Source organism: Rhizobium sp. P2_G9 (assembly GCF_056403475.1).
The window spans coordinates 1-24,715 of sequence record NZ_JBFUFK010000017.1 but is presented as its reverse complement, the minus strand read 5'-3'; the positions used below and the strand labels follow the sequence as shown (position 1 = coordinate 24,715).

Annotated in this window: 23 protein-coding genes; 15 read left to right on the top strand and 8 right to left on the bottom strand. The window is 62.0% G+C overall.

Annotation, left to right across the window (positions count from 1 at the left end; all coding sequences use genetic code 11):
* Nucleotides 1-57 precede the first annotated feature (57 nt).
* The gene (locus AC1DYF_RS16210) at nucleotides 58-312 is read left to right on the top strand and encodes a hypothetical protein (RefSeq protein ID WP_477877770.1); all 255 of its coding nucleotides are present in this window, start codon (nucleotides 58-60) and stop codon (nucleotides 310-312) included.
* 774 nt (nucleotides 313-1,086) lie between these two features.
* On the opposite strand, the gene AC1DYF_RS16205 is transcribed toward AC1DYF_RS16210, so the two are convergent.
* From AC1DYF_RS16205 to AC1DYF_RS16180, 6 genes are all read right to left on the bottom strand, one after another.
* Nucleotides 1,087-2,349 carry an ABC transporter substrate-binding protein gene (locus AC1DYF_RS16205; protein WP_477877769.1) on the bottom strand — a complete coding sequence of 421 codons (1,263 nt, stop codon included), beginning with the start codon at nucleotides 2,347-2,349 and terminating at the stop codon, nucleotides 1,087-1,089.
* A gap of 47 nt (nucleotides 2,350-2,396) precedes the next feature.
* Nucleotides 2,397-2,825 carry a hypothetical protein gene (locus AC1DYF_RS16200; protein WP_477877768.1) on the bottom strand — a complete coding sequence of 143 codons (429 nt, stop codon included), beginning with the start codon at nucleotides 2,823-2,825 and terminating at the stop codon, nucleotides 2,397-2,399.
* Nucleotides 2,822-3,874, bottom strand: coding sequence for an aldo/keto reductase (locus tag AC1DYF_RS16195; RefSeq protein ID WP_477877767.1), 1,053 nt, complete (start codon nucleotides 3,872-3,874; stop codon nucleotides 2,822-2,824). Before AC1DYF_RS16195 ends, AC1DYF_RS16200 begins: the two co-directional genes overlap by 4 nt.
* Before the next feature lie 194 nt (nucleotides 3,875-4,068).
* Nucleotides 4,069-4,413 carry a TIGR04076 family protein gene (locus AC1DYF_RS16190; RefSeq protein ID WP_477877766.1) on the bottom strand — a complete coding sequence of 115 codons (345 nt, stop codon included), beginning with the start codon at nucleotides 4,411-4,413 and terminating at the stop codon, nucleotides 4,069-4,071.
* Nucleotides 4,414-4,899: a DUF3830 family protein gene (locus AC1DYF_RS16185; protein WP_477877765.1), complete on the bottom strand. Its 486-nt coding sequence runs from the start codon at nucleotides 4,897-4,899 to the stop codon at nucleotides 4,414-4,416.
* Nucleotides 4,896-5,630: a GntR family transcriptional regulator gene (locus AC1DYF_RS16180; RefSeq protein WP_477877764.1), complete on the bottom strand. Its 735-nt coding sequence runs from the start codon at nucleotides 5,628-5,630 to the stop codon at nucleotides 4,896-4,898. The genes AC1DYF_RS16185 and AC1DYF_RS16180 overlap by 4 nt, the downstream gene beginning before the upstream one ends.
* Before the next feature lie 137 nt (nucleotides 5,631-5,767).
* Between AC1DYF_RS16180 and AC1DYF_RS16175 the strand changes: the two genes are divergently transcribed.
* The 5 genes from AC1DYF_RS16175 to AC1DYF_RS16155 all read left to right on the top strand — a co-directional run bounded on the left by AC1DYF_RS16175 (nucleotide 5,768) and on the right by AC1DYF_RS16155 (nucleotide 10,757).
* Nucleotides 5,768-6,565 (top strand): ABC transporter ATP-binding protein, encoded by a 798-nt coding sequence (locus AC1DYF_RS16175; RefSeq protein ID WP_477877763.1) that lies wholly within the window; start codon nucleotides 5,768-5,770, stop codon nucleotides 6,563-6,565.
* Nucleotides 6,562-7,326: an ABC transporter ATP-binding protein gene (locus tag AC1DYF_RS16170; RefSeq protein WP_477877762.1), complete on the top strand. Its 765-nt coding sequence runs from the start codon at nucleotides 6,562-6,564 to the stop codon at nucleotides 7,324-7,326. Before AC1DYF_RS16175 ends, AC1DYF_RS16170 begins: the two co-directional genes overlap by 4 nt.
* Nucleotides 7,327-7,609: 283 nt before the next feature.
* Complete coding sequence (locus AC1DYF_RS16165) at nucleotides 7,610-8,518, top strand: branched-chain amino acid ABC transporter permease (RefSeq protein ID WP_477877761.1); 909 nt, start codon at nucleotides 7,610-7,612, stop codon at nucleotides 8,516-8,518.
* Nucleotides 8,515-9,477, top strand: a complete 963-nt coding sequence (locus AC1DYF_RS16160; protein WP_477877760.1) for a branched-chain amino acid ABC transporter permease — start codon at nucleotides 8,515-8,517, stop codon at nucleotides 9,475-9,477. The genes AC1DYF_RS16165 and AC1DYF_RS16160 overlap by 4 nt, the downstream gene beginning before the upstream one ends.
* Nucleotides 9,474-10,757: an NAD(P)/FAD-dependent oxidoreductase gene (locus AC1DYF_RS16155; RefSeq protein WP_477877759.1), complete on the top strand. Its 1,284-nt coding sequence runs from the start codon at nucleotides 9,474-9,476 to the stop codon at nucleotides 10,755-10,757. The genes AC1DYF_RS16160 and AC1DYF_RS16155 overlap by 4 nt, the downstream gene beginning before the upstream one ends.
* A 69-nt stretch (nucleotides 10,758-10,826) precedes the next feature.
* On the opposite strand, the gene ppk2 is transcribed toward AC1DYF_RS16155, so the two are convergent.
* The gene (gene ppk2 / locus AC1DYF_RS16150; RefSeq protein WP_477877758.1) at nucleotides 10,827-11,741 is read right to left on the bottom strand and encodes a polyphosphate kinase 2; all 915 of its coding nucleotides are present in this window, start codon (nucleotides 11,739-11,741) and stop codon (nucleotides 10,827-10,829) included.
* 177 nt (nucleotides 11,742-11,918) lie between these two features.
* On the opposite strand from ppk2, the gene AC1DYF_RS16145 reads away from it, so the two are divergent.
* From AC1DYF_RS16145 to AC1DYF_RS16120, 6 genes are all read left to right on the top strand, one after another.
* Nucleotides 11,919-12,527, top strand: coding sequence for a TetR/AcrR family transcriptional regulator (locus AC1DYF_RS16145; protein WP_477877757.1), 609 nt, complete (start codon nucleotides 11,919-11,921; stop codon nucleotides 12,525-12,527).
* Nucleotides 12,528-12,541: 14 nt separating this feature from the next.
* A complete protein-coding gene (locus tag AC1DYF_RS16140; protein ID WP_477877756.1) occupies nucleotides 12,542-13,672 on the top strand; it encodes an efflux RND transporter periplasmic adaptor subunit in 1,131 nt (376 codons plus the stop codon).
* 60 nt (nucleotides 13,673-13,732) lie between these two features.
* The gene (locus AC1DYF_RS16135; protein WP_477877755.1) at nucleotides 13,733-16,885 is read left to right on the top strand and encodes an efflux RND transporter permease subunit; all 3,153 of its coding nucleotides are present in this window, start codon (nucleotides 13,733-13,735) and stop codon (nucleotides 16,883-16,885) included.
* 147 nt (nucleotides 16,886-17,032) lie between these two features.
* Nucleotides 17,033-18,049, top strand: a complete 1,017-nt coding sequence (locus tag AC1DYF_RS16130) for an iron ABC transporter substrate-binding protein (protein ID WP_477877754.1) — start codon at nucleotides 17,033-17,035, stop codon at nucleotides 18,047-18,049.
* 78 nt (nucleotides 18,050-18,127) lie between these two features.
* Entirely contained in the window at nucleotides 18,128-19,717 is a 1,590-nt protein-coding gene (locus tag AC1DYF_RS16125; protein WP_477877753.1) for an ABC transporter permease, read from the top strand.
* The gene (locus AC1DYF_RS16120) at nucleotides 19,714-20,796 is read left to right on the top strand and encodes an ABC transporter ATP-binding protein (RefSeq protein ID WP_477877752.1); all 1,083 of its coding nucleotides are present in this window, start codon (nucleotides 19,714-19,716) and stop codon (nucleotides 20,794-20,796) included. The genes AC1DYF_RS16125 and AC1DYF_RS16120 overlap by 4 nt, the downstream gene beginning before the upstream one ends.
* A gap of 7 nt (nucleotides 20,797-20,803) precedes the next feature.
* Here AC1DYF_RS16120 and AC1DYF_RS16115 read toward each other — a convergent pair whose 3' ends face one another.
* A complete protein-coding gene (locus AC1DYF_RS16115) occupies nucleotides 20,804-21,148 on the bottom strand; it encodes a hypothetical protein (protein ID WP_477877751.1) in 345 nt (114 codons plus the stop codon).
* 350 nt (nucleotides 21,149-21,498) lie between these two features.
* On the opposite strand from AC1DYF_RS16115, the gene AC1DYF_RS16110 reads away from it, so the two are divergent.
* From AC1DYF_RS16110 to AC1DYF_RS16100, 3 genes are all read left to right on the top strand, one after another.
* On the top strand, nucleotides 21,499-22,440 hold the full coding sequence (locus AC1DYF_RS16110) for a substrate-binding domain-containing protein (RefSeq protein ID WP_477877750.1): 942 nt from the start codon (nucleotides 21,499-21,501) through the stop codon (nucleotides 22,438-22,440).
* A gap of 69 nt (nucleotides 22,441-22,509) precedes the next feature.
* Nucleotides 22,510-23,496 carry an ABC transporter permease gene (locus AC1DYF_RS16105; protein WP_477877749.1) on the top strand — a complete coding sequence of 329 codons (987 nt, stop codon included), beginning with the start codon at nucleotides 22,510-22,512 and terminating at the stop codon, nucleotides 23,494-23,496.
* Between the two features lie 2 nt (nucleotides 23,497-23,498).
* A complete protein-coding gene (locus AC1DYF_RS16100) occupies nucleotides 23,499-24,263 on the top strand; it encodes an ATP-binding cassette domain-containing protein (RefSeq protein ID WP_477877748.1) in 765 nt (254 codons plus the stop codon).
* Nucleotides 24,264-24,715 lie beyond the last annotated feature (452 nt).

Here is a 24,715-nt window from a genome sequence, read left to right as displayed (position 1 = left end):
AAAGCGGCAAGCAAAGGCGGCAAGGGCGGCAAGCAGCTGTAAGTCATTGAAATCATTATGCGGCAAGCGGCGGCAAACAACTCTCTCCTACGGAGAGAAGGCGCGCTTGCCGCCGCGCCTTCCGAAAAAGATGGGCGGCAGATTGCATCGCAGTGTGTCCAAATCGATGCCCGGCAAGCATACGGCAAGGGCACGGCAAGCGCCGGCAAGCCCGATGGCAAAAAGGGCTTGCCGTATGTTTTCTTCAACGAAATCGATAACTACGGCAAGGACGGCAAGCAAATTACGGCAAGCACGGCAACGTATTCCTAAGTTGTTGAAATCATTGAAACGGCAAGGTACGGCAAGGGGGTCTCTCCTACGGAGAGAAGGCGCGCTTGCCGGCGCGCCTTCCGAAAAGGGAAGGGCTGCGATGGTATGTCGTTCGGGGAGGCGGCGGCATCGATCCGGGATGGGGCGCGCCGGTCGGTCGGGACATTTGTCGACACTGCCGGCAGAAATGGCGGCGATCGATCTTGATAATATCGATTTCGAGAACGAAATAGGAACTATCCAGACAGGGACCGTGCCCTGTGATCTGATCTGTTGCCCTGCTTGATCCGGTCTGGGCGCTGCCCCCGGATACTAAGCACGTTCTGCGGATACGCCATCGTCGCTCGCGACGGCGATGCACCGGTCCGCCCTTGAGGATCCGGGGCCGCAGGCCCATGTCCTGGATGAACTGGCTGTTCACCGCGTAACGGGTGAATGTCGAATGGCATGAGACGAGGGGTGGCGATATCGTGTGCCCCCCTGCCGGAAGAAGGCGCGTTTGCCGGCGCGCATTCGGAAGGCGAAAGCCCGGGCCGCGGCAATCCGGTATGTGGCGAGACCGATGCACTATGACAACGCTCCGATGGCCCGTCGGGTGCAGGCGTTGGCAAGGCATGGAAGCCGACACGGGCTTTGTGGAATTTTGTCCGGCAAGGCGGGTTCCGCAGGCATGCGAGCGCGGTGCCTCGACCAATTGGGAAATTCGTCGACGCTTGCCCTGAGCGTGCGCATCAATCGAAGGCCGGCGCATGGGCAGCGCCGGCCTTCGCTTCATCACTGCAACTGCGCCTGCAGCTTGGCGACGTCGTCCATGGACATTTGGCCATCGGTGGCGACCTTGCCGTCGGCGATCTTCCAAAGGCGGAAGGGGCCGGTAATGTCGCCATACTGGTCGAAGCTCACCGGGCCGATGACGCCTTCGTAACGGATCGGCTTGCCTTCCTTGATCAGCTTCAGGGCCTTGGCGAATTCTTCCTTGCCGGCGAAGATCGGCTCGCCCTTGGGGTCGACCGCTTTATACATGGCGTCCTTGATTTTGGCCGGATCCGGCGAGCCGGCAATGGCGATCGCCAGGCCAACGATGGCGCCGGCATCGTAGGAGCGGTCGGCGGCCGGATTGCTCGGCTCGATACCGCCCGAGAAGGCCTTGTAGTTGGCATTGAAATAGTCCGTCGACTTGGTCGGGCTGGTGCCCGAAGACGTACCATAGGCGTCCTTCAGATAGTCGGCGCCGACGGAATCGATGAAGTCCGGGCTGTTCATGCCGTCATTGAGCAGGAATTTCTGCACGCCGCCCTGGGAGATCCAGGTGCGGGCGATCGTGGCGCCATCGACCGGCGTGCTGATCAGGTAGAGGCCGTCCGGGCTGCCGGCCATGGCGGCGGTAACTTCCGAGGCATAGCTCGACTGCTTTTCGTTATAAGGCGTGTCGGAGACGATCGTGCCGCCGAGCTTTTTGTAGGCGCGCTCGAATTCCTTCTCCATGTTGACGCCGAAGTCGTTGTTGACATGGATGATGGCGAGCTTCTTGAACCCCTTGTCGATGGCGTATTTCGCCGCGGCAACGCCCTGCAGCGCATCGGACGTTATTGTCCGGAAGAAGATGCCGTTGGTCTTGCCGTCACGGCCGAGCTGGGTCAGCGTCGGCGACGAGGAGGCCGGCGAGACCTGGACGATCTTGGCCGGTGCGGTGACCGAGGTCAGGATCGGGATCGACACAGACGAAATGATGCCGCCGATGATGACGGGCACCTTCTTGACCTGCACGAGCTGCGTTGCGGCATCGACGGCGACATTGCCGGCGCTCTGGCTGTCGCGGGTGTCGGTGACGAGATCGCAGCCGGCGACGCCGCCGGCATCGTTGAGGTCCTTAAAGGCCATTTCGACCGATTTGGCGCCGGCCTGGCCATATTCACCGGCCGGGCCGGTCAGTTCCATCACCAGGCCGACGGTGATCTTGCAATCGGCCGCGTTGGCGACGCCTGCCGTGCCGGCAAGCAGCAGGGCGGCAGTGAGTTGCAGCATTGTCTTCTTCATCGTGGTTCCCCTTTTCAAGGTGTGATTGATCCCAGTTTCGTCCCTGTTCAGCTTCCAGCCACCTGCATCCAGGTTTCATGCAGGTGGCGCCATTGGACGCCGTTCGGCGCCGATGAATTCTTGGTGAAAAGAGCGGACGCGCGGCGGGCGGTCTTGACGCCGCGTCGATCCTGCTTTTCGACATAGGTCATGAGGATCATGTCACCGTCTTCCCAGAGGGTGCCGATAGCCTCGATGTCGATGGTGAAATCGCCATTGAAGCTGGCACGGTTGCCGCGGATCAGCGCGATCGTTTCGGTGCGGTCGAAGACGCGGCCAGGCGGCGGAATCATGTGGAAGTCGGGGCCGAACACCTGCTCGCAACGGCCGAAATCGACGCCGTCGGCGGTCGCCGCGTCGTACCAGGCGACGAAGAAGCGGTGGAAGGCGATGATCTCGGCGCTGGCGAAATCGGAGAGGGAAGCGTTCTCGTTCATTGCTTCCCCGCGTTCAGGTTGTAATGCATGATCGAGCCGTGGCGGCCGGTGCGGTCGCGCTCCAGCGTGTAGACATCGCCTTCCGGCCCGGTGCTGCGATCGATGATGGCCTTGATCGCGGCGCAGTCGGCCTCGGTGAGTGCGACATCCATGATTTTCGCATTGGCCAGCGCGTGTGCCTGGTTGCGGGCGCCGACGATGACGGCGGCGACAAGCGGCTGCTCCAGCACCCAGGCGCTGGCAATCGTGGCGATGTCGGTGCCATGGGCGTCGCCGATCGCCTTCAACGTCCTGAGCATCTCCTGGAACAGGTCCCAGCCGCCGAAATCGTCGATGATCAGCTTGTATTTGACCAGCGAGCGGTTTTCGAGCGGCATGTCGGGCTCGGGGGCGCCAAGCCATTTCTCGCTGATGAAGCCGCCGGCGACCGTGCCGTAGCAGAGGAACCTGATGTCGTTGGCCTTGGCGAATTCGGTCAGGCCATTGAGCGGGCGCTGGTCGAGCACAGAATATTGCAGCTGCTGGCTGACGAGCTTGACGCCCGAATTGACGATATCGGCGAGGCGCGGCACGTCGAAATTGGTCGTGCCGATATTGCGGATTTTGCCTCCGGCATGGAGCTCGTCGAGCCAGCCCATGGCATCGACATAGCCGTGATTGGCATAGTCCCACCAGTGGAACTGGACGAGATCCAGGCGTTCGGTCTTCAGGCGTTTGAGCGAGGTATCGACGATCGTGCTTATATAGTCGCGGCTGATGCGCGGCAGGACTTCGAGATCCGGCACCAGCTTGGTGTGCACCTTCATCTTCGCCGCGGCATCCAGCCCACGTTCGTTAGCGAGCTTCAGCCGGGCCGCGCCGATCAGTTCCTCGACGCCGGTATAGATGTCGGCGCAGTCATAGGTGGTGATGCCAGCGTCGAAGGCGGCGACGAGGTCGGTGACGGCCTGTTGCCGGTCGATCGCACCATGGCCGCCCGCGAGCTGCCAGCCGCCGCGGATGACGCGGGAAATGTGATAGCCGGGGCTGAGTTCGAAGGTTTTGGTCATGTCAAAGGGCTTTCGGAATCTGCATAAAATTAACGCTTACGCTTGCGATTTGCCCCTCATCCGGCTGCCGCCACCTTCTCCCCGCAGGCGGGGAGAAGGCAGATGGGGCGCCGACAGTGCCACAAGTCCCTTCTCCCCGTATTGACGGGGAGAAGGTGCCGGCAGGCGGATGAGGGGCCGTGCACACCATTCGCCTAGTCCTCTTCCTTCGCCAGCGGCACCGCCGTCGTCTCAGCATGGCTGAAGCGGCGTTTATCCAACCGCACAATCCTCAGCCGGCTGGCGCAATTCGGATCGGGGCAGGCGATCTCGGCGTCCGAGGTCATCCAGTCGTTCTTGTGGGTCGGGCGCTGTTTGGCAGCGAGCAGCGGCAGGACGGCGGCAAGCGAATAGATCGAAAAGCCCTGGCCGGGCGGCAGCGTCAGCATTTCGCCGCGCAGTTCGAAATAGTCGCCCGGTCTGGCGCCGCAATAGATCGGCTTACCCTCGGGAATGACGGCTTCGACGCGGAGGTCGTAGAGTTCGAAAGCGTCGTCCATTCACGCCTCCGTCCGTTCGAAGGTGACGTCGCAGGCGCCGTTCCTGCGGATGATGCCGCAGGCGGTCGCCAGTGCTTCGCGATCTTCCGGCCGCACCTGCGCCACGACGCTGCCGGCCAGCCAGCCGATCGGGAAGAGCAGGCGGGCGCCATGGCCATAGAACAGGCCGATGTCGAAGATCGGATTCGGATTGCCGCCCCACATGCGGGCGGGGACGTAAGCCAGCACGATATCGCCGGCCAGCGGGTTGAGCGTGGCATTTTCCGGCGGCAAGGGCCGGGCATAGGACGCGCCCTCAAGGTGCTCGGACGGGATCGGGCAGGAGATTTCCGGACCGGTCCACATGGCGTGGATGCCGCCGACCACGCGCGGGCCGGCGAGGTATTCCCACAGGAAAGCGGCGTTTTCCGGAGCCTTGCCGTCGAGCAGCGGGGCGATGACGGAGAGGCCGGATTTCGGTTCGGTGATCCTGATGGCGCGGGTCATGTGTCCTGGGTCCCCTCGGTTTCGGCCTGCATCTTGTTGCGGAGGAAGGCGAAGGGCCGGCTGATATCGGCGACCAGCGCCTCGCGGGCGGCCTGCCCATCCTGCGCCGCAAGCGCTGCGACGATGCTGCGGTGATAATGCGCGGTGTCGACTTCTCCAGCCTCGGAGAAGGCATAGATGGCGACGCGGATGCAGGGACCCGATTGCAGCCAGAGACTTTCGATCATCGGGATCAGCACCGAGGAACCGCAGGCGCGATAGATCTCGAAGTGAAAACTCTGGTTGAGCGTCACTTCGCGATCGACATCCTTCTTCGCCTTCAGCGCCCGCATCTCGTCCCATTCGCCGAGCATGCCCTCGATCATGGCGATCTGGCGCGGCGTCATGCGGCTCGCGGCAAGCGCGATGGCCTCGCCCTCGATCAAGATGCGGGTCCTGAGCAGGTCGTCCATGCGCTCGAGTGTGATCGGCGGCACGCGGACAGACCGGTTGGGCAGTGCTTCAAGCGCTTTTTCCGTGATCAGCCGGCTCAGTGCTTCGCGCACCGGCATGGTGCTGGTGGCCAAGGCATCGGCAAGGCTGCGGATGGTCAGCACCTGGCTCGGCTCGAACAGGCCGCCGATCAGGGCGCGGCGCAGCTCGGTATAGACGCGGTCCTGCACGGTCTCGCGACCCACCGGCGCCAGCTGAGCGGGAAACAGTTCGTTCTTCTCGGCGGTGGCCTTCTGCATTTCCGCTCCCGGTTCCCTTTGGCCGTTCGGCTCAATTTTTGTCTTGCCAAATATTTTAAGCTTAATATTGTGATCAACGCAAGTGTGATCACAAATCAAAATCACGGAGCGAGAAACGCTCCGGACCAGAGGGATCGATGAATTCAATGTCTCCCGGCGGGGCGCTGTCCGACAGCCCCGTGCTGATCGCGAGGAATGTCGTCAGGCGTTTCGGCGGCCTCTATGCCGTCAACGACGTGTCGTTCGACGTGCGGCGCGGTGAAATCCTTGGCCTGATCGGGCCGAACGGCGCCGGCAAGACGACCATGTTCGACCTGCTCGCCGGCAGCATCCTGCCGTCGAGCGGCGATATCCTGCTGAACGGCATCACGGTGTCGGGTGAATCCGCCCATCGCCGCATCGGTCGCGGCCTCGGCAGGACGTTTCAGATCCCGCGGCCGCTCGCCAATCTCAGCCTGGTGGAAAATGTCATGCTGGCGGGGCAGGGGCAGACGGGCGAGAGCCTGCTCGCCAATTTTTTGAGGCCGTTCCGCGTTTCCGTCGAAGAGAAGGTTGCCGAACAGAAGGCGATGGAACTGCTCGAACTGGTGACGCTCGACCGGCTGGCGCATGAGCCCGCCCGCGTCCTCTCTGGCGGCCAGCGGAAGCTGCTGGAACTGGCGCGGGTGATGATGGCGGATCCTGCGATCATCCTGCTCGACGAGCCGGCGGCGGGCGTCAATGCCACCCTGCTCGAAGTGATCATGGACCGTATCCGCGAGATCAATGCCCGGGGGGTCACCTTCCTGTTGATCGAGCACAATATCGATATGGTGACACGGCTTTGCCATCGGGTGCTGGTCATGGCGAGCGGGCAATTGATCTGCGAAGGCACGGCCGGTGAAGTGGCGCGCGATCCGCGGGTCGTCGAGGCCTATCTCGGAGGTGCGGCATGAGCGTGCCGGTGCTTCAGGTCAACAATCTCGTCGCCGGTTACGAGCCGGGCGTGCCGATCGTGCGCGGGGCGTCGATCACGGTCAATCGGGGCGAGATCGTCGTCGTGCTCGGCCCGAACGGGGCGGGAAAATCGAGTTTCATCAAGGCGGTGGCGGGCCTGGTCCCGGTCACGGGCGGGCAAGTCCTGCTCGATGGCAGGGACATCACTGAACTGCCTGCGCATCTGATGGTGCGCATGGGCCTGGCTTTCGTGCCGCAGACGGAAAACATCTTTCCGCTGATGAGTGTCGAAGACAATCTCAAGACAGCGGGTGGGATTTTGAAGCCGAGAGAAGCGGCTGAGCGTATAGCCCGCATGTACGACACATTTCCGGATCTGAAACTTTTCCGTCGGAAGGGGGCGGGAAACCTCTCGGGCGGGCAGCGGCAGATGCTGGCCGTGGCGCGGGCGCTGATTGTCGAGCCGAAGCTTCTTGTGCTCGACGAGCCCTCGGCAGGCCTGTCGCCGAAATTCGTTTCGATGGTGTTTGCGATGCTTTCCGACATCCGCAAGTCCGGCGTCACGATTTTGTTGGTGGAGCAGAATGCCAAGGCGGCACTGGCGATTGGCGACCGGGCCTATGTGCTGGTCGAGGGCAGGGATGCGCATGAAGGGGTTGCGTCCGAGCTGTGGAATGATCCGGTTGTCGCGGAGCTCTATCTGGGGCAGCGATCGCATGGGGCGGGTAGTCAAGAGATGGATCTGGGGGGCAGGCCATGACAGGAAACGACCTTTTGCGCCGAAATATCTCCCCGTTCGTTTCTCCGTGGGACAAGACCCTCTCTGGCCTGCCGGCCATCTCCCCCACAAGGGGGGAGAAGACTCGCGGCACTCTCCCTGCCTTAATCGGGGCACGGCGGTGCGGCTGGGTTAAGCCCCTCCCGCTTGTGGGGGTCCGAAGGACGGGTCGAGACCGGTGGCTCGACCCTGTAAGTTTGGGGCGGGGTGTTGGTGGCCAGGTATGCCGAATGAAATTATCCGATAGAACTGCAGGAGCCACCCCATGAACCTGCAATTCATCGTCGACGGCCTGCTGACAGGGTCGATGATCGGGCTGGGCGCGATCGGCGTGACGCTCACCTATTCGATCCTGCGGTTCTCCAATTTCGCCCATGGCGATTTCATGGCCTGGGGCACCTATGCAACGCTGGTCGCGGTCAGCGCGATCGGGGCGATGTTCGGCAAGGTTGCGCCGATCGGGGCACTGTCCTTCGGCTGGCCGCTGATCGTGGCAGCCATCCTTGGCTGTGCTTTTACCGGGCTGATGGCGCTGGCGCTCGACAAGGTGCTGTTTGCCCGGTTGCGGGCCAAGGGGCAGTCGATCATCGTCGTCATGGCAAGCTTCGGCGCTTCGATGGCTTTGCGCAGCCTGCTGGAATTCATCTTCACCTCACGGCCGACCTATTTTTCGCGGGCGATCCAGATTGCCGTGCCGATCGGCCTGGGCATCCGCATCACGGCGGACCAGATTGCATTGCTGCTGATCACTGCCATGCTGGTCTTGGCGACGCATCTCATGATGACCCGCACCCAGACCGGCCGCGCCATGCAGGCGGTCAGCCAGAACCCGGCGCTTGCCCGTGTCGTCGGTATCGATGTGGCGAAAGTCGTGCGTGTCACCTGGGTGCTTGGCGGAGCGCTCGCCTGTGTGGCCGGCGTAATGATCGGCATTCTCGTGCAGATCAGGCCGCTGATGGGTTTTGACATGCTGCTGCCGATGTTTGCCGCGGCGATCCTTGGCGGTATCGGCAGCGTTCCGGGCGCGGTGCTCGGCGGGCTGATCATCGGGCTGGCGGAGGCCGGTGCGGTGCAATTCATTGGCGCGGAATGGCGGGCGGCTGTCGCCTTCATCATCCTGATGTCGGTTTTGTTCGTCCGGCCGATCGGCCTGTTCGGTGTGAGGGAAAGATGATCGACCTTATCGGCTATGGCGGCTTTTTCCTCACCACGGCGCTGATCTTTGCGCTGATCACGCTCGGGCTGAACCTGCAATGGGGCCTGACCGGCCTGTTCAATGTCGGCGTTGCCGGCTTTGTGGCGATTGGTGCCTATACCTCGGCGCTCATAACGACTCCGGATGATCCCAACCGTTTCGGCGGCTTCGACATGCCGATCGTCGTCGGCTGGCTCGGCGCGATGACTGTGGCCGGCCTGGCTGCGGCGATCACCGGCTTTGCGACGCTGCGGCTGAAATCCGACTATCTGGCGATCACCACATTCGGCGTGGCCGTCGTCGTGCAGCTGGTGGCGCTGAATGCCCAGCCGCTCACCGGCGGCGCCTTCGGCATCGGTTTCATTCCGCGGCCGTTCGCGAGCCTGGCGGAGACGCCGCTGCTGTTCAATCTCTCCAATCTGGCCATCGTCTTCGTCGTCACGCTGCTCGCCTATCTGGCGCTGCAACACCTGGCGAAAAGCCCGTGGGGCAGGGTGCTGAAGGCGCTTCGGGAAGACGAGCGGGCGGCGATCTCGCTCGGCAAGAGTGCTCGCTTCTACCGGGTCCAGGCCTTTGCCGTCGGCGGAGCGCTGATGGGATTGGCGGGCGCGGTGCAGGCGCATTTCATCGGCTTCATCGCAGCGGACAATTACGTGCCGATGTTGACATTCCAGGTCTGGGTAATGCTGATCGTCGGCGGTTCGGGGAGCAATCTCGGCGCGGTCGTCGGCGCGATTCTGGTCTGGGGGATCTGGGCGGGCTCAGGCGCGCTGACGGCCACGCTTTTCCCGCCGGAGCAGCAGGCGCGGGCGGCATCGCTGCAGATCGTCGCCATCGGCGTCATGCTCTGCCTGATCCTGCTCTTCCGTCCGAATGGCCTGTTCGGCAACCTGCCTTACCGGCGGCGCTTCGGCCTGAAGCCGCGGAAATCAACATGAGCGAGATTTCACTCTGGCATGCTGTCGGCCGCAACCGGAAGGATCGGCCGGAACTGCATGGCACGCTCGACGCCGACCTGGCGATCATCGGGGGCGGCTTCTCCGGCCTGTCGGCCGGCTTGCATGCGGCCGAAAAAGGATTCTCCGTCGTCGTGCTCGAAGCGGAGATGATCGCCTGGGGCGCTTCGGGGCGCAATGCCGGTTTCGTCGTGCCCAATTTCGCCAAGATGGACCCGGACGATGTCCTGGCTCTGCTCGGTCCGGAACGCGGCGAGCGGCTGATCCGGATGGCCTGCGGCAGCAGCGATCTCGTCTTCGATTTGATCCGGCGGCATGGCATCGTCTGCGACGCCGTGCAGAGTGGATGGATACAGCCGGCGCATACCGCCGCCGCATTTGAAAAGGTGACGTCACGGGCGGCGCAATGGGCGAAGTGCGGGCGGCCGGTCGCGATTCTCGATCGTCTGGAGGTCGAGCACGCGACTGGGGCGAAGGGCTATTTCGGTGGCTGGACGGATCGGTCGGCTGGTGTGCTCAACCCGGTCGAATATGCCCGCGGCCTCGCCGATGCCGCCGAATCGGCCGGCGCCAGGATTTTCGAGCATAGCCCGGTGCGCGTGATCACGCGGGAAGCGGCGGGCTATCGCCTGACCACCGACAAGGGCGCGGTGCGTGCCGGGAAAGTTTTCGTCGCGACCAATGCCTATGGCCGCGCACTCAACCCTGGCCTGGCGAAAACCTATATTCCGCTGCGCGTCTTCCAGATCGCCACAAGACCGCTACCGCAATCGGTGCGCCAGCGCCTGGTGCCCGGAAACCAATGTGTTTCCGACACACGGCGCAATCTCTTCACCTTCCGCTTCGACGCGGCAAACCGTTTGATTACCGGCGGTATGCACATTTTTGGCCCTGGTGCTGCAGACCGCGTGCCGCGCGCCATCCACCGGCGCATGGCCGACAAGCTGGAACTGCCCGATATCCCGCCGATCGAATTCGCCTGGTCCGGCATGGCTGCCGTCGAGCCGGACTTTTTGCCGCATCTCGTCGATCTCGGGCCGGACATGATTGCCGGATTTGCCTGCAATGGGCGCGGCATCACGCTGACGACGGCAATGGGGAAGGTGATTGCCGACTGGGCGGCCGGGACGGAGCCGAGGGATCTGCCGATTCCCTATGGGCAGGCCAAGGCCATCCCTGCGCATGGATTGATGCGGCATGCGCCGAACGCCTTGCTTCCGTGGAGTATGCTGCGGGATTGGCGGGATGAGCGAGCCCCATAAAAAAGCCGGCGCGATGGCCGCGCCGGTGGGGAAAATTGCAAGATGCGATCGCGCCGAAAGGGTTTTCGGTCAATACGCTTCGGGAACGTACATTTCCTGCGGCACTGGATGGCGCACGTAGTCGGAATGGTGAATGCGCTCCGGCAGGACGATTTCCGGCCGCTCGACGTCATCATACGGGATCCGGCCCAGCAGGTGGCTGATCATGTTGAGGCGGGCGCGCTTCTTGTCGACCGCTTCGACGACCCACCAGGGTGCTTCCGGCGTATGGGTGCGGGCCAGCATCTCTTCCTTGGCCTTGGTATAGTCTTCCCAATGGACGCGGCTTTCGAGGTCCATCGGCGAGAGCTTCCATTGCTTCAGCGGATCGTGGATGCGCATGTTGAAGCGGAATTCCTGCTCCTCGTCGGTGATCGAGAACCAATATTTGATCAGGATGATGCCGGAGCGGACGAGCATGCGCTCGAATTCCGGCACGGAGCGGAAGAATTCTTCCAGTTCGTCAGGCGTGCAGAAGCCCATGACGCGCTCGACGCCGGCACGGTTATACCAGGAGCGGTCGAACAGCACCATTTCGCCGGCGCTCGGCAGATGCGCCGTGTAGCGCTGGAAGTACCACTGGCTGCGCTCGCGCTCCGTCGGAGCCGGGAGCGCCACGACGCGGCAGACGCGCGGGTTGAGGCGCTGGGTGACGCGCTTGATGGCGCCGCCCTTGCCTGCCGAATCACGGCCTTCGAACAGCACCATGACCTTGAGCTTCTGGTGCTGCACCCAATCCTGCAATTTGACGAGCTCATGCTGCAGGCGGAAGAGCTCGCGGAAATAGACCTTGCGTTCGAGCGTCTGTTCGGCGGGCTGGGTCATGCCCTCGGTGACCAGTTCGTCGAGACGGTCTTCCTCGATCTGCATTTCCAGTTCTTCGTCGAAGCTGTCGGCGATCTCGGCCTTGATGCGTTCGAGCTGTTCCTGATGATCCATAGACATGGGCGCACCCTCCTGTTTCGCCAGACAGAAACAGGAGTTTGCGACAGTGATGTGACAATCGCGTGACCGTTCGCAGATGCAAAAATTTCTTGGCTTTGACATATTGACGGATTTTGTCAGTCATATTATAAGTGACGAAAATTGAAATTCGTCACTCGTAAATCGAAGGCGATCTCCATGATCGAAATTCTCGACACGCCGGCCGAGATGCAGCGTCAGGAAAGCGTCACCCGCATCCTCGACAGCGCCGAGCGGCTGTTCCGCCATTATGGCTATTCGAAAACCAATGTCGCCGACATTGCCAAGGATCTGGGCATGTCGCCGGCCAATATCTACCGCTTCTTTGCCTCCAAGGTGGAGATCCACCAGGCGGTCTGCGGCCGGATGCTGCTGCAGGCCTATAATATCGCCAGATCGATCCTCAGCCAGAAGATCAGCGCCGAGGAACGGCTACGGCAATGGATCCACGCGTTCCACAAGATGACGCTCGAAACCATGATGGACGACGAGAAGGTTCATGAAATGGTGGTCGTGGCCCTGGAACGCGACTGGCATGTCATCGATGCCCATATCAATCGTGTCCACGACCTTGCTGCCGATGTCATCCGTGAAGGCATCGAGAGCGGCGAGTTTCGCCAGATGGATGCGGATTCGGCGTCGCGCTGCTTCGGCGCCGCTACCGTGATCCTTTGCCATCCCCAGATGGTCGCCCAATGCCTGCACAAGACCAACCGGGCCACGCCCGACGAACTGATCGACTTCGCACTTAAAGCCCTGAAGAAATAACAATGGAGGCGGATATGAATTCGCTCGATCTCGCAAGCATGACGCGGGCAACCGCCGCTGGCATTCTCCTCGTGAGCGCTTTGGCGCTTGGCGCATGCAGTGAAAAGAAAGCTGAAAACGATGCGGCGGCCGTCATTCGCCCGGTCAAGGTGGTCGAAATCGCCAAGGCCAGCAATGTCCGCGAACTCGAATATTCCGGTGCGGTGAAATCGCGCACCGAGATGAATCTCGGCTTTCGCGTTGCCGGAAAGATCACCGAGCGCCTTGTCGATGTCGGTGACCGGGTGAAGCCGGGCACGGTCGTTGCCCGCATCGATGCGACGGACTACCAACTGGCCGTCAATTCGGCACAGGCCAATCTCGATGCGGCACAAAAGGCGGTCGAGACGGCTGATATCGCCAACAAGCGGTCACACACCTTGTTTGCCAAGGATGCCGTGCCGAAGGCGCAGGTCGAACAGGCGCAGCTGACTTATGATCAGGCTGCTGCGACCCGCACGGCGGCCGCCGCATCGCTCGACCAGGCGAAGAACCAGATGAGCTATGCGGAGCTGAAATCCGACCGAGACGGCATCGTCACGATCATCGACGCCGATCGTGGCCAGGTGGTTGCCGCCGGCACGCCGGTGCTGACCGTCGTCGCCGACGATGAGAAGGAAGTGCAGATCGCCGTTCCCGAAARCGACATTGCCGAATTCAAGCCTGGCAAGGGCGTCAAGGTCAGCTTCTGGTCGGACGCCACGCTTTCGCTCGATGGCAAGGTGCGGGAAGTCTCTGGAAGCGCCGACCCGCAGTCGCGGACATTCTCGGTCCGCGTCAGCCTGCCGGACGATCCGCGCGTATTGATCGGCATGACCGCCAATGTGGTCGCCGATGTCGCGGCTGGTGCCGATCAGATCACCGTGCCGCTGTCGGCGCTTGCCGAGAAGGACGGCGGTAAGATCGTCTGGACCGTCGACCGCACGGCCGCCACGGTGCACGCCCGGTCGGTGCAAGTCGCCGATTTCACCGGCGATGGCGTCGGCGTCACCCAGGGGTTGAAGCCCGGCGACATCGTCGTCTCGGCTGGCACGCAGTTCATGACCGAGAACCTCAAGGTCAAATTGCCTGACATCATCGGCAAGATGACGGCTGATCTCTTCTAGCACGCGCGGCGCGCCGAGCGCGCCCGCAGTCCACGATCCTCGCAACGCGGAACCACGCCGATGTCATCTGTTTCCCAAGAGGGCAAGCAGCCCTTCAACCTGTCCCGCTGGGCCATCGGACATCCCTCCATCGCCCGCTTCCTGTTTGGCCTGATCATCCTGACCGGCGTGTTCGGCCTGATGAATATGGGGCAGAAGGAAGATCCGGATTTCACTTTCCGCGTCATGGTCGTGCAGGCGATCTGGCCGGGTTCGTCGATCCAGGACATGGAAGACCAGGTTGTCAACAAGATCGAGCGCAAGCTGCAGGAAGTGCCGCATCTGGACTGGGTGAAATCGTTCACGCGCGCCGGCAATGCGATCATCACCATCCAGATCAAGGGTGATACCAACAGCGCCGATGTCGCCGACGCCTTCTATCAGGTGCGCAAGAAGGTCGGCGATATCTCCAGCGACCTGCCGCAAGGCTTGCTCGGCCCCTATTTCAATGACGAGTTCGGCGACACCTTCGTCACGCTGCATTCGCTCTCCGGCAAGGGCTTCAGCTATCCCGAGCTGAAGAAATTCGCCATCCAGGCGCGCGACATGCTGCTGACGACGCCGGGCGTCGAGAAGGCGGTCATCATCGGCGACCAGCCGGAGAAGATCTATATCGACGTCTCCTCCAAGGCGCTGGCAGAACGCGGCATCACCATCCCCGCTCTGCAGAACGCCATCAAGGGCCAGAACAATATCGACCCGGCGGGCAGCGTCGATACCGGCACGCGCTCGGTACGCATCTCCGTCGAGGGTGCGGTCGACAAGGTCGCGGACATCAAGAACCTGCGCCTGATGGCCGGCGGCCAGGTTACCCGCTTGGGTGACATCGCCACCGTGACATCCGGCCTCGAAGATCCCTACCAGCGCAAATACCGTTTCGATGGCGAGGATAGCGTCCAGATCGGCGTCGTCATGGCCAAGGGCTTCAAGGTCACCGATGTCGGCGCCAACGTGGAGAAGACCTACAAGCGCTTCGAAGCGTCGCTGCCCTATGGCGTCGAGGTGCATCAGATCGCCGACCAGCCGAAGGTCGTGACCGACGCGGTCAGCGAGTTCATGGAAGCGCTGGGCGAGGCCTTGGCGATCGTGCTGGTCGTCTCCTTCGTGTCGATCGGTTGGCGTTCCGGCCTCGTCATCGCCATCACCATCCCACTGGTGCTGGCGGCGACCTTCGGCATCATGTTCGAGCTTGGCATCGAGTTGCAGCGCATCTCGCTCGGCGCCCTGATCATCGCACTTGGCCTCCTGGTCGACGATGCGATGATCGTGGTCGAGATGATGGAACGAAAGCTGGAGGAGGGGCTGCGCAAGGTCGATGCCGCAAGCTTTTCCTATACCTCTACCGCCTTCCCGATGCTGACCGGCACGCTGATCACCACGGCTGGGTTCATCCCTGTGGGTTTTGCCGCCTCCACCGCGGGTGAATATGTCCGGTCGCTCTTCTATGTCGTCGGCATCGCGCTGGTGACGTCGTGGTTCGTGGCGGTCTATTTCACCCCCTGGCTCGGCAACATGATCCTCAAGCAAAGGGCGCATGCCGGCCAACACCACGATGTCTTCGATACGCGCTTCTATCGCGGCCTGCGGCATACCGTGAGCTGGGCGGTCCGGCATCGGGTGATCGTGCTGCTGTTGACGCTCGGCACCTTCGCCACCAGCCTCTGGGCCTTCCAGTTCATCCCGCAAAACTTCTTCCCGCAATCCTCACGGCCGGAAATCCTGGTCGACCTCTGGCTGCCCGAGGGCACGTCGATCAAGGAGGTAGAGACCCAGGCCAAGGCGCTGGAAACGAAGATCATGCCCGATCCGGACAAGAAATTCGTCGCCACCTATATCGGCGAGGGCGCGCCGCGCTTCTTCCTGCCGCTGGATCAGCAGTTGCGCAATCCGAACTTCGCCCAGCTTCTGGTCATGGCCAACGACGAGCCGGCGCGTGAGCGGCTGATCGTCAAGCTGCGCGCCATCCTCGCCCAGGACTTCCCGTCGATCCGCGGCAAGGTCGATCGCCTGTTCCTTGGTCCGCCGACCGGCTGGCCGGTGCAGATGCGCGTCATGGGTCCGGATCGTGCCGAAGTGCGTAAGATTGCCGACCAGGTTGAGGCGAAGTTCGCCGCAAACCCGCTGCTCGGCGCCATCCATGACGACTGGCTGGAGCCGGTGCCGGCGATGAAGCTGGTGGTCGACCAGGATCGGGCGAGGGCGCTCGGGGTCACCTCGCAACGTATCCGCCAGATGCTGCAGGAAACCATGTCCGGCGCGCCGCTCGATGACTTCCGTGATGGCGAGGAGACGGTGTCGATCGTCGCTCGCGAGCCGGATGCGAGCCGCAAGCTGCTGACTTCGGTCGACTCCGTCTCTATTCCGACGGACAACGGCACTTTCGTGCCGCTGTCGCAGGTCGCCAAGGTAGTGCCTGTGATGGAGCAGGGCATCGAATGGCGGCGCAACCGCCTGCCGACCATCTCCGTCCGTGCGACGCTGCCGGATGGCGTGCAGTCCAACGATGTCGTTTCCAAGATGTATAAGGACATGCAGCCGCTGCGCGACAGCCTGCAGGCCGGCTACAGTATCGAAGTGCAGGGCAGTCTCGAGGATTCGGTGACCAGCCAGCAGTCGATCGCGGCCAAGGCGCCGGTCATGCTGGCCGTCATCATCATCCTGCTGATGATCCAGCTGCAGCATTTCGGCAAGGCGATGCTGGTTTTGGCGACAGGTCCGCTTGGCATTATCGGTGCGGCGGGGGCGCTGCTGATCTCGGGTGCGCCCTTCGGCTTCGTTGCCATCCTCGGCGTCATCGCGCTGCTCGGCATCATCATGCGCAACTCGATCATCCTCGTTGACCAGATCGACCAGGATATCGCGGCGGGCATGGATCGGTCAGAGGCGATCATCGGTGCGGCCGTTCGCCGCTTCCGGCCGATCACGCTGACGGCGCTGACGGCGGTGCTGGCGCTGATCCCGATCTCTCGCGGCGTCTTCTGGGGACCGCTGGCCTATGCGATGATGGGTGGCATTCTGGTGGCGACCTTGCTCACCATCTTCGTGCTGCCGGCCGGCTATGCCCTGTTCTTCGGCCGCGCGCCGAAGCGCAAGGACCCGCCAGCCGAGGAGCAGAGCGACGACAAGACGATCGAAGCCGGCAATGTCTACAAGTTGCCGCTGGCAGCCGAATAGAAATCTGCCTTGATCTGGCGCATGGAGAGGCAGGCATTTTGCTCATAGGTGGAATGCCTGCCCGCGACATAAATTAACTTGACTGCATACGTCATCTTTCCATAAGTGGGCCGCAATCTTCAAGTAATGCCCACTTTGGAGGGTCACATGCCAAGCCGATTCCTGCCCCAACTGATCGCCGGCGCCTTTGCGCTGACAGCGTTCTTCCTGCCGCTCAGCGCCAGCGCCGCCGATAGCGACGGCATCCTCGTCTACAATGCCCAGCACGAGGCGCTGACCCAGGAATGGGTGGACGGTTTCACCAAGGCGACCGGCATCAAGGTGACGGTGCGCAACGGCTCCGACATGGAGTTCGCCAACCAGATCGTCCAGGAGGACGACTCAACGCCGGCCGATGTCTTCCTGACCGAGAATTCTCCGGCCATGGCGCTGGTCGACCGTGCCGGCCTGTTCGAGCCGCTCGACAAGGACATTCTCGCCGAAGTGCCGCAGGCCTATCAGCCCGAAAACGGCAAGTGGGTCGGAATTGCCGCCCGCTCCACGGTATTTGCCTATGACAAGACCAAGCTGAAGCCCGACCAACTGCCGAAGTCGATGGACGATCTGATCAAGCCGGAATGGAAGGGCCGCTGGGCGGCTTCACCGTCGGGCGCGGATTTCCAGGCGATCGTTTCTGCCTATCTGCAGCTCAAGGGCGAGGATGCGACCAAGGTCTGGCTCAAGGGGCTCAAGGAAAACGCCGTCTTCTACAAGGGCAACACCACCTGCATGAAGGCGGTGAATTCCGGACAAGTCGAAGGTGCGCTGATCTATCACTACTATTTCATCGGCGATCAGGCCAAGACCGGTGAGAACAGCAAGAATGTTGACCTCCATTATTTCAAGCTCCAGGATCCGGGCGCCTTCGTCAGCATTTCCGGTGGCGGGGTGCTGGCGCCGAGCAAGCATAAGAAGGAAGCCATGGCTTTCCTGAAGTGGATCGTCGGCGAGGGCGGGCAGGATGTGCTCAAGAACGGCACGTCCTATGAATATGCGGTGGGCAATGGCGCGCAATCGAACGCCAAGCTGGTGCCGCTTGCCGATCTCGATGCGCCCAAGGTCGAGCCGTCGAAGCTCGATAACAAAAAGGTGACAGACCTGATGACCGAGGCAGGCATCCTTTGAAATTCTCTGAAAATTGTGCTTAAGAGCACACACAATGCCACGGAAAGCGCTTCCGTGGCATAATTTTTGGCAGACGACATGCATGCTGTGATCGACAAGGACGAGCTTCTCGCCGCACCGCCCCCCGTGGCGTTGCCGGCCAGGGCAAGCGTGTCGGCGCCGCCGTTCGTCAAGATCGCTGCCATCGTCGTTTCGCTCTTCATGCTGCTGCCGCTCGGCTACATCGTCTGGGCGACGATCGACACCGGCTGGAGCGAATCGATCGCGCTGGTTTTGCGTCCGCGCGTCGCCGATCTGACGATCAACACGGTCTTCCTGGTGCTGTTCACCGTGCCGATCTGTGTTGTTCTGTCGGTCGCGCTCGCCTGGTTGACCGAGCGCAGCAATCTGCCGTTTGCACGTCTCTGGAGTTGGACGGCGGTTGCGCCGCTGGCTATTCCGGCCTTCGTCCATTCCTATGCCTGGGTCAGCGTCAAGCCTGACATGGCGGGGCTTTCGGCCGGCATCTTCATCTCCGTGCTCGCCTATTTTCCGTTTCTCTACCTGCCGGTTTCGGCGACGCTGCGGCGGCTTGATCCAGGGCTGGAGGACCAGGCGGCATCGCTCGGCCTGACGCCGTCGGAAATCTGGCTGCGCGTCGTGCTGCCGCAATTGCGCGTGGCGATCTGCGGCGGCAGCCTGCTGATCGGGCTGCATCTGCTGGCCGAATACGGTCTCTATGTGATGATTCGCTTCGACACGTTCACCACGGCGATCGTCGATCAGTTCCAGTCGACCTATAGCAGTTCGGCCGCCAATATGCTGGCCGGTGTGCTGGCAGTGTTCTCGATCCTGCTGCTCGGCACCGAATTCGGCCTGCGCGGCAACCGGCGCTATGCCCGCCTTGGGCCGGGTGCTGCGCGGAAGCGTGTGCGGTTTTCACTTGGGAGCTGGACGCCCGCAGCACTGGCCTTGCCGATGCTGTTGGCGCTGCTGTCGATCGGCGTGCCGCTGTTCACGCTGACGAAATGGCTTCTCGCCGGCGGCGCGGAAATCTGGAAATGGGATGAAATCGGGTTTGCGCTCTACCAGACCGCTTATCTGGCGGTGATCGGCGGTATTCTGACGACGCTGGTGGCGATCCCCACGGCCTGGCTTTCCATCCGCACACCCGGCCGTTTGTCGCATCTGATCGAAGGCTGCAACTATCTCACCAGCGCGCTGCCGGGCGTGGTCGTGGCGCTGGCCATGGTGACGATCACCGTGCGTTTTGCTCATCCCTTCTACCAGACGCTGGCGACGATCCTTGCGGCCTATATGATCATGTTCCTGCCGCGAGCGCTGGTAAGCCTGCGGGCCGGCCTGTCGCAGGCGCCGGTCGAGCTCGAATGGGCGGCGGGCAGCCTCGGGCGGTCGCCCCTGCATGCCTTCTGGTCGATCACCATCCGCCTTGCGGCGCCGGGCGCCGCCGCCGGCGTGGCGCTCTCGGCGCTGGGTATCATGAACGAATTGACGGCGACGCAGATGCTGGCGCCGAACGGCACGCGCACGCTCGCCATGGCGTTCTGGGCGCTTTCCGGCGAGCTTGATTACGCTGGCGCAGCACCCTATGCGCTGCTGATGGTTCTGTCATCGCTGCCGCTCACCCTCATTCTTTATCATCAGTCCAAGAGGATGGCCGGAAGGTGACATTCCTGCAGTTGAAAGGTCTCGTGAAACGCTTTGGCGCGGTCACCGCGCTCGATGGCGTCAGCCTCAGTGCCAATGCCGGCAGCCGCACCGCGATCGTCGGGCCGTCCGGCTCCGGCAAGACGACGCTGCTGCGCCTGATTGCCGGTTTCGACGTGCCGGATGCAGGTTCGATCACGCTCAATGGCGAGGATCTGGCACAGGGCAAGCAGACCAAGCCGGCGCATCTGCGCGGCATCGGCGTCATTGCCCAGGACGGCGCGTTGTTCCCGCATCTTTCCGTCGGCGACAATATCGGTTTCGCAATCCCCCGCGACGAGAAGAACCGCACCAGCCTGATTGCCGGCCTGGCCGAGACTGTCGGTCTCAATCAGGCCATGCTCAAGCGCCGCCCGGACGAACTCTCCGGCGGCCAGCAGCAACGCGTGGCGATCGCCCGCGCGCTTGCCCGCAAGCCCAAATTGATGCTGCTCGACGAGCCGTTCTCCGCGCTCGATACCGGGCTGCGCAGCGCCATGCGCAAGGCGGTCGGAGAGGTTCTCGACAATGCCCAGGTGACGACGATCCTCGTCACTCATGACCAGGCGGAGGCGCTTTCCTTCGCCCATCAGGTGGCGGTGATGAACAATGGGGTCATCATCCAGGCCGGCGCGCCGCGCGAGCTCTATTTCCGCCCCGAAAGCCGCATGGTGGCCGAGTTTCTCGGCGAGGCCGTGATCGTACCGGCGCGCATCGAGGGCGGGGTGGCTTCGACGGTGCTTGGCGCCTTGCCGGTGCACCAGAATCATGCGGGGAGTGCCTCGCATGTGATGATCCGGCCCGAGCAGATCGCCGTCCGCCGCGGCATTGCAGGTGCAGGCGCGGATTCGAATGGCATTCTCGCCAAGGTGGCCGCCACCGAGTTTGCTGGCGCCCAATGCCTGATGACTCTGGATCTCATTCAGCCGGCAGCCGGCTTCAACGGCGAAGGTGCTCTGCGCCTGCCGCAATTCGTCCTTCATGCCTCGGCGTTCAGCCTGCCTGAACCAGGCGAGACGGTGTCGCTTGCGGTAAACGGCAGCGTTCACGCCTTCGACTGAGCATCGCTCAACGCAAATAGAAGACCAGGTTTCCGTTAAAACCCTGCTGGATCGCCACGACGTTGACGATCTGGACTCCGCGTGCACGCAGTGCGTCGGCCAGCGCCCTGTTCTGGCGAATGCCGGCCTGCATCGCCTCGACCTGATCCGGAAAGCTGCTTGTCCAGTTTTCCAGCATCGCCCTCAGTCCGTCAAAACGGTCCATCTGATCTATCCGAATGACGGAGAAATGCTGGCCTTGCCATGCATGGATCGGCGCGCGGGCAAAGAATGCTGGTTCGGCATTGGCGACAGGTGCTGCAAGCGCCAGCGCAAGGGCGGACAGGAGGGTGATGGTGCTGGTCTTCGTCATCGCATGAATCTCCGGATGGCGCAGGCGACGCGCTATTCACTCATATGGGTTGTTCCGAATTCGAGGCAAGCTATGCCGGATCTGATCGCAGCGGCATGCCGTGGCGTCATCGCTGCTGCGTTTGCAGCTTGACATCAAATCAAAATGAGGCTTCAAAATGCGTTGACTGACATCAAATGCATGGCTGCCTGATCGTTTCGGAGCAGATCTCCGGGGCTCAACTGCATTCATGGGTTGTATGACGACGTTTCGCCGCCTGGAGGGGCGGCGATCGCTGCGCGGTTTTCGCCGTCGCCGCTCGGGAGAGAAAAACGGGTCGAATGGGTCGGCTCGATTGGAGGAGGATACTCATGCTCAGAAGGACTTTTCTTGGCATCGCCGCGGCGGTGACCATCGCGGCCGGCGCATTCTCGCCGGCATTTGCGGCAGGCAAGACGTTTTACTGGATTTCGCACGGCGCCCCGACCGATCCGGTCTGGACCTACTTTCTCGCCGGCGCCAAGCAATGGGAGAGCGACACCGGCAACAAGGTGAACACCTCGTTCCATAGCGGCGACGTGCCGTCGCAGCAGGAAGCCGTGCGTGCGGCCGTGGCCGCCAAGGCTGATGGCATCGTCACGTCCAGCCCGGATCCGGGCAGCCTGGTGAAGGTCGTGGACGAAGCCCGCGCCGCCGGTATTCCGGTGATCAACATCAATACGCCGGACCCGACGGTGAAGTTCAACGCCTATGTCGGCATGGACCTGCAGAAGGCCGGCGCCCAATGGGCGCAATATCTCGTCGACCACAAGCTGGTGAAGAAGGGCGATTTCGTCTGGATGCCGGTCGAAGTGCCCGGCGCCACCTATGGCGTTCAGGAAGAGCAGGGTATTGCTACGGTGTTCAAGCCGCTCGGCATCACCTGGGAAGTGACTGATACGACGCTCGACCAGGCTGAAATCATCACCCGCATGAGTGACTATCTGACCGCCAACCGCGCCAAGGTCAAGGCGATTATCGGCCTGGGCGACCTCGTCACCGGCTCGGTCAAGCGCGTCTTCGACCAGGTTGGCGTCAAGGCCGGCGAAATCCCGGCTGTCGGCTGGGGCAACAGCCAGGACACGACGCAGGAAGTCATCGGCGGCTATGTGAATGCCGCCATGTGGCAGGACCCGCAGGCGACCAGCTATATCGGCCTCTCCATGGCCGCGATGGCTGCCGACGGCATTCCTCCGGGCTTCAACGTCTATGTCGGCACGCTCTACGAGAAGGATGCCGCGCCGCTCTACGACAAGATCATGTCGGCGAAGTGATTTGCCGCGCGTGTGCCACCCGGCCTTGACCGGCCGGGTGGATTTCGAGGCTTCTGCTGGCGGATATCCATGAACAATCGCACATTTCTGCAGCGCTTCATCGGCGCGCCCGAATTCGGCCCGCTCGTTCTCCTGATCGTTGAAATGGTTGTCTTCGCAGCTATCAATCCTGCTTTCCTGTCGCCGCTGAATATCTCAAACACTTTGGCGTTCACTGTCGAGCTCGGGATGATCTCGCTTGCGATGACGTTGCTGATGACGGCGGGAGAATTTGACCTCTCTGTCGGCTCCGTGTTCGGCTTTTCCGCCGTGATAATGTGGACTTTCCATAATGTAGGCTCCATGCCCATATGGGCTGCCTTCCTGATCGCCATCGCGATTGCGCTGTTCATCGGCTGGGTGAATGGCGCCTACGTCACACGATTGAAGGTGCCATCGTTTCTCGTCACCCTCGGCATGCTGCTGATCGTGCGTGGCTCGGCGCTCTATATCACCAGCGGTTTTCCCCAGCGTCCCGGGAGTGCCGAAGGTTCCGTCTTCGCGGATGTTCTCGTTGGCGACTTCTATATCGGTGGTTTTCGGGTCTACATGTCCGTTCTCTGGTTCATACTGTTCACCGTCATAACGCACTACCTGCTAACGCGGACCAGAGCCGGCAACTGGATTCAGGCCTCCGGCGGCAACGCCAATGCGGCGCGCAATCGCGGTGTCAATGTCGATCGCGTCAAGGTTATGCTGTTCATGTTCTCAGCTGCCATGGCTGCGTTCGCAGGCATTACGTCTTCGATACGCGTGAGCACCGCCAATCCAAACAGCGGTACGGGCTACGAACTTGAAGTCATTGCCATGGTGGTGATCGGCGGCACCGTGTTGACCGGCGGACGCGGTACGATCCTCGGCACGGTGCTGGGCATCTTCATCCTTCGCCTGATGCGCAACGGCATTGTCATGGTCGGCGTGGACGGACTTGCCTACAACATCTTCATCGGTGCGATCATCCTCGGCATGATGGCGCTGCATTCCTGGCTCGAACGCCGTCACAATGCGGGGACCTGATCATGGCAGAAGAACTGATCCGCATGGAACATATCGACAAATATTATGGCCGCGTGCATGCGTTGCGCGATGTCAGCCTGAGGGTCGACCGGGGCGAGGTTGTCGGCCTTCTGGGCGACAACGGCGCCGGCAAATCGACGCTGATCAAGGTGCTCTCGGGCGCCGTGCCGATCACCAGCGGCGACATCTATGTCAAGGGCCGGCGCGTCGAGATGCATTCGACCACGGATGCGATCAAGAATGGCATCGAGACGATCTACCAGGATTCAGCGCTGGTGCCGCAGCTCTCCATTGCCCGCAACCTGTTCCTCGGCCGCGAGCCGCTGAGGGGGCCGGCCATTCTCAACCGGCTTGACCACGAGGCGATGAATTCGGTGGCGCGCGATCTCCTGAAAAAAGTGGGCATCACCAAGGACATCCCGCCGAACACGCCGATCGGTTCGCTCTCCGGCGGCGAGCGCCAGGCGGTGGCGATCGCCCGCGCCATGCATTTCGACAGCGACCTGATCATCCTCGACGAGCCGACCAACAATCTCGGCGTGGCGGAGACGCAAGGAGTGTTGCGCTTCGTGCGCGAGGCGCGGGACACCGGCCATTCCTGCATCTTCATCGCCCACAACATCCACCACGTTTTCCAGGTGGTGAGCCGCATCATCGTCATGCGTCAGGGCAGGGTGGTGGCGGACGATATCGATCCGAAGAAGACGACGATCGAGGAAGTGGAGCGGGTGATCACCGGCGAGGAGTTGCTGGCGGTGGTGCATTGAGGGTGTGGGGTGAGTTGATGCGCCGAGCTCTTCAAACTGGTGGATGAACGTTAGCCCCTCACCGGCAAAATCAAGGGGTTAGCAAATGCGTCTGCTGGCTGTGTTAATCGCCAGGTTTGTTTCGCATTCGCTAACCCCATGATTTTGCTTCCTCTCCCGCAAGGGGAGCGGTAAAATCGCGGCTACCTCGCGGCCAATCGCGACGTTGCGAATGTGGCAAAGGCGGTGCCACTGTTCTTCCTCGCCCCTTGCGGGACAGGAAACAATTTCATGCATTTAGCCTTTGCGTCCGTGACGAAGGCCAAACCCGGGAGGGTTGCTCGCAAAGACTAAGGAAATTTCGAGGAATAACTGCATCGACTTTTGGCTTAGAAATCCGCGTGCAGACTGCCTGCCATCGAAAAAGCGATTCACTTATTTCCCCACGCCGCCTAAGTGCTTGAAATTGCAGG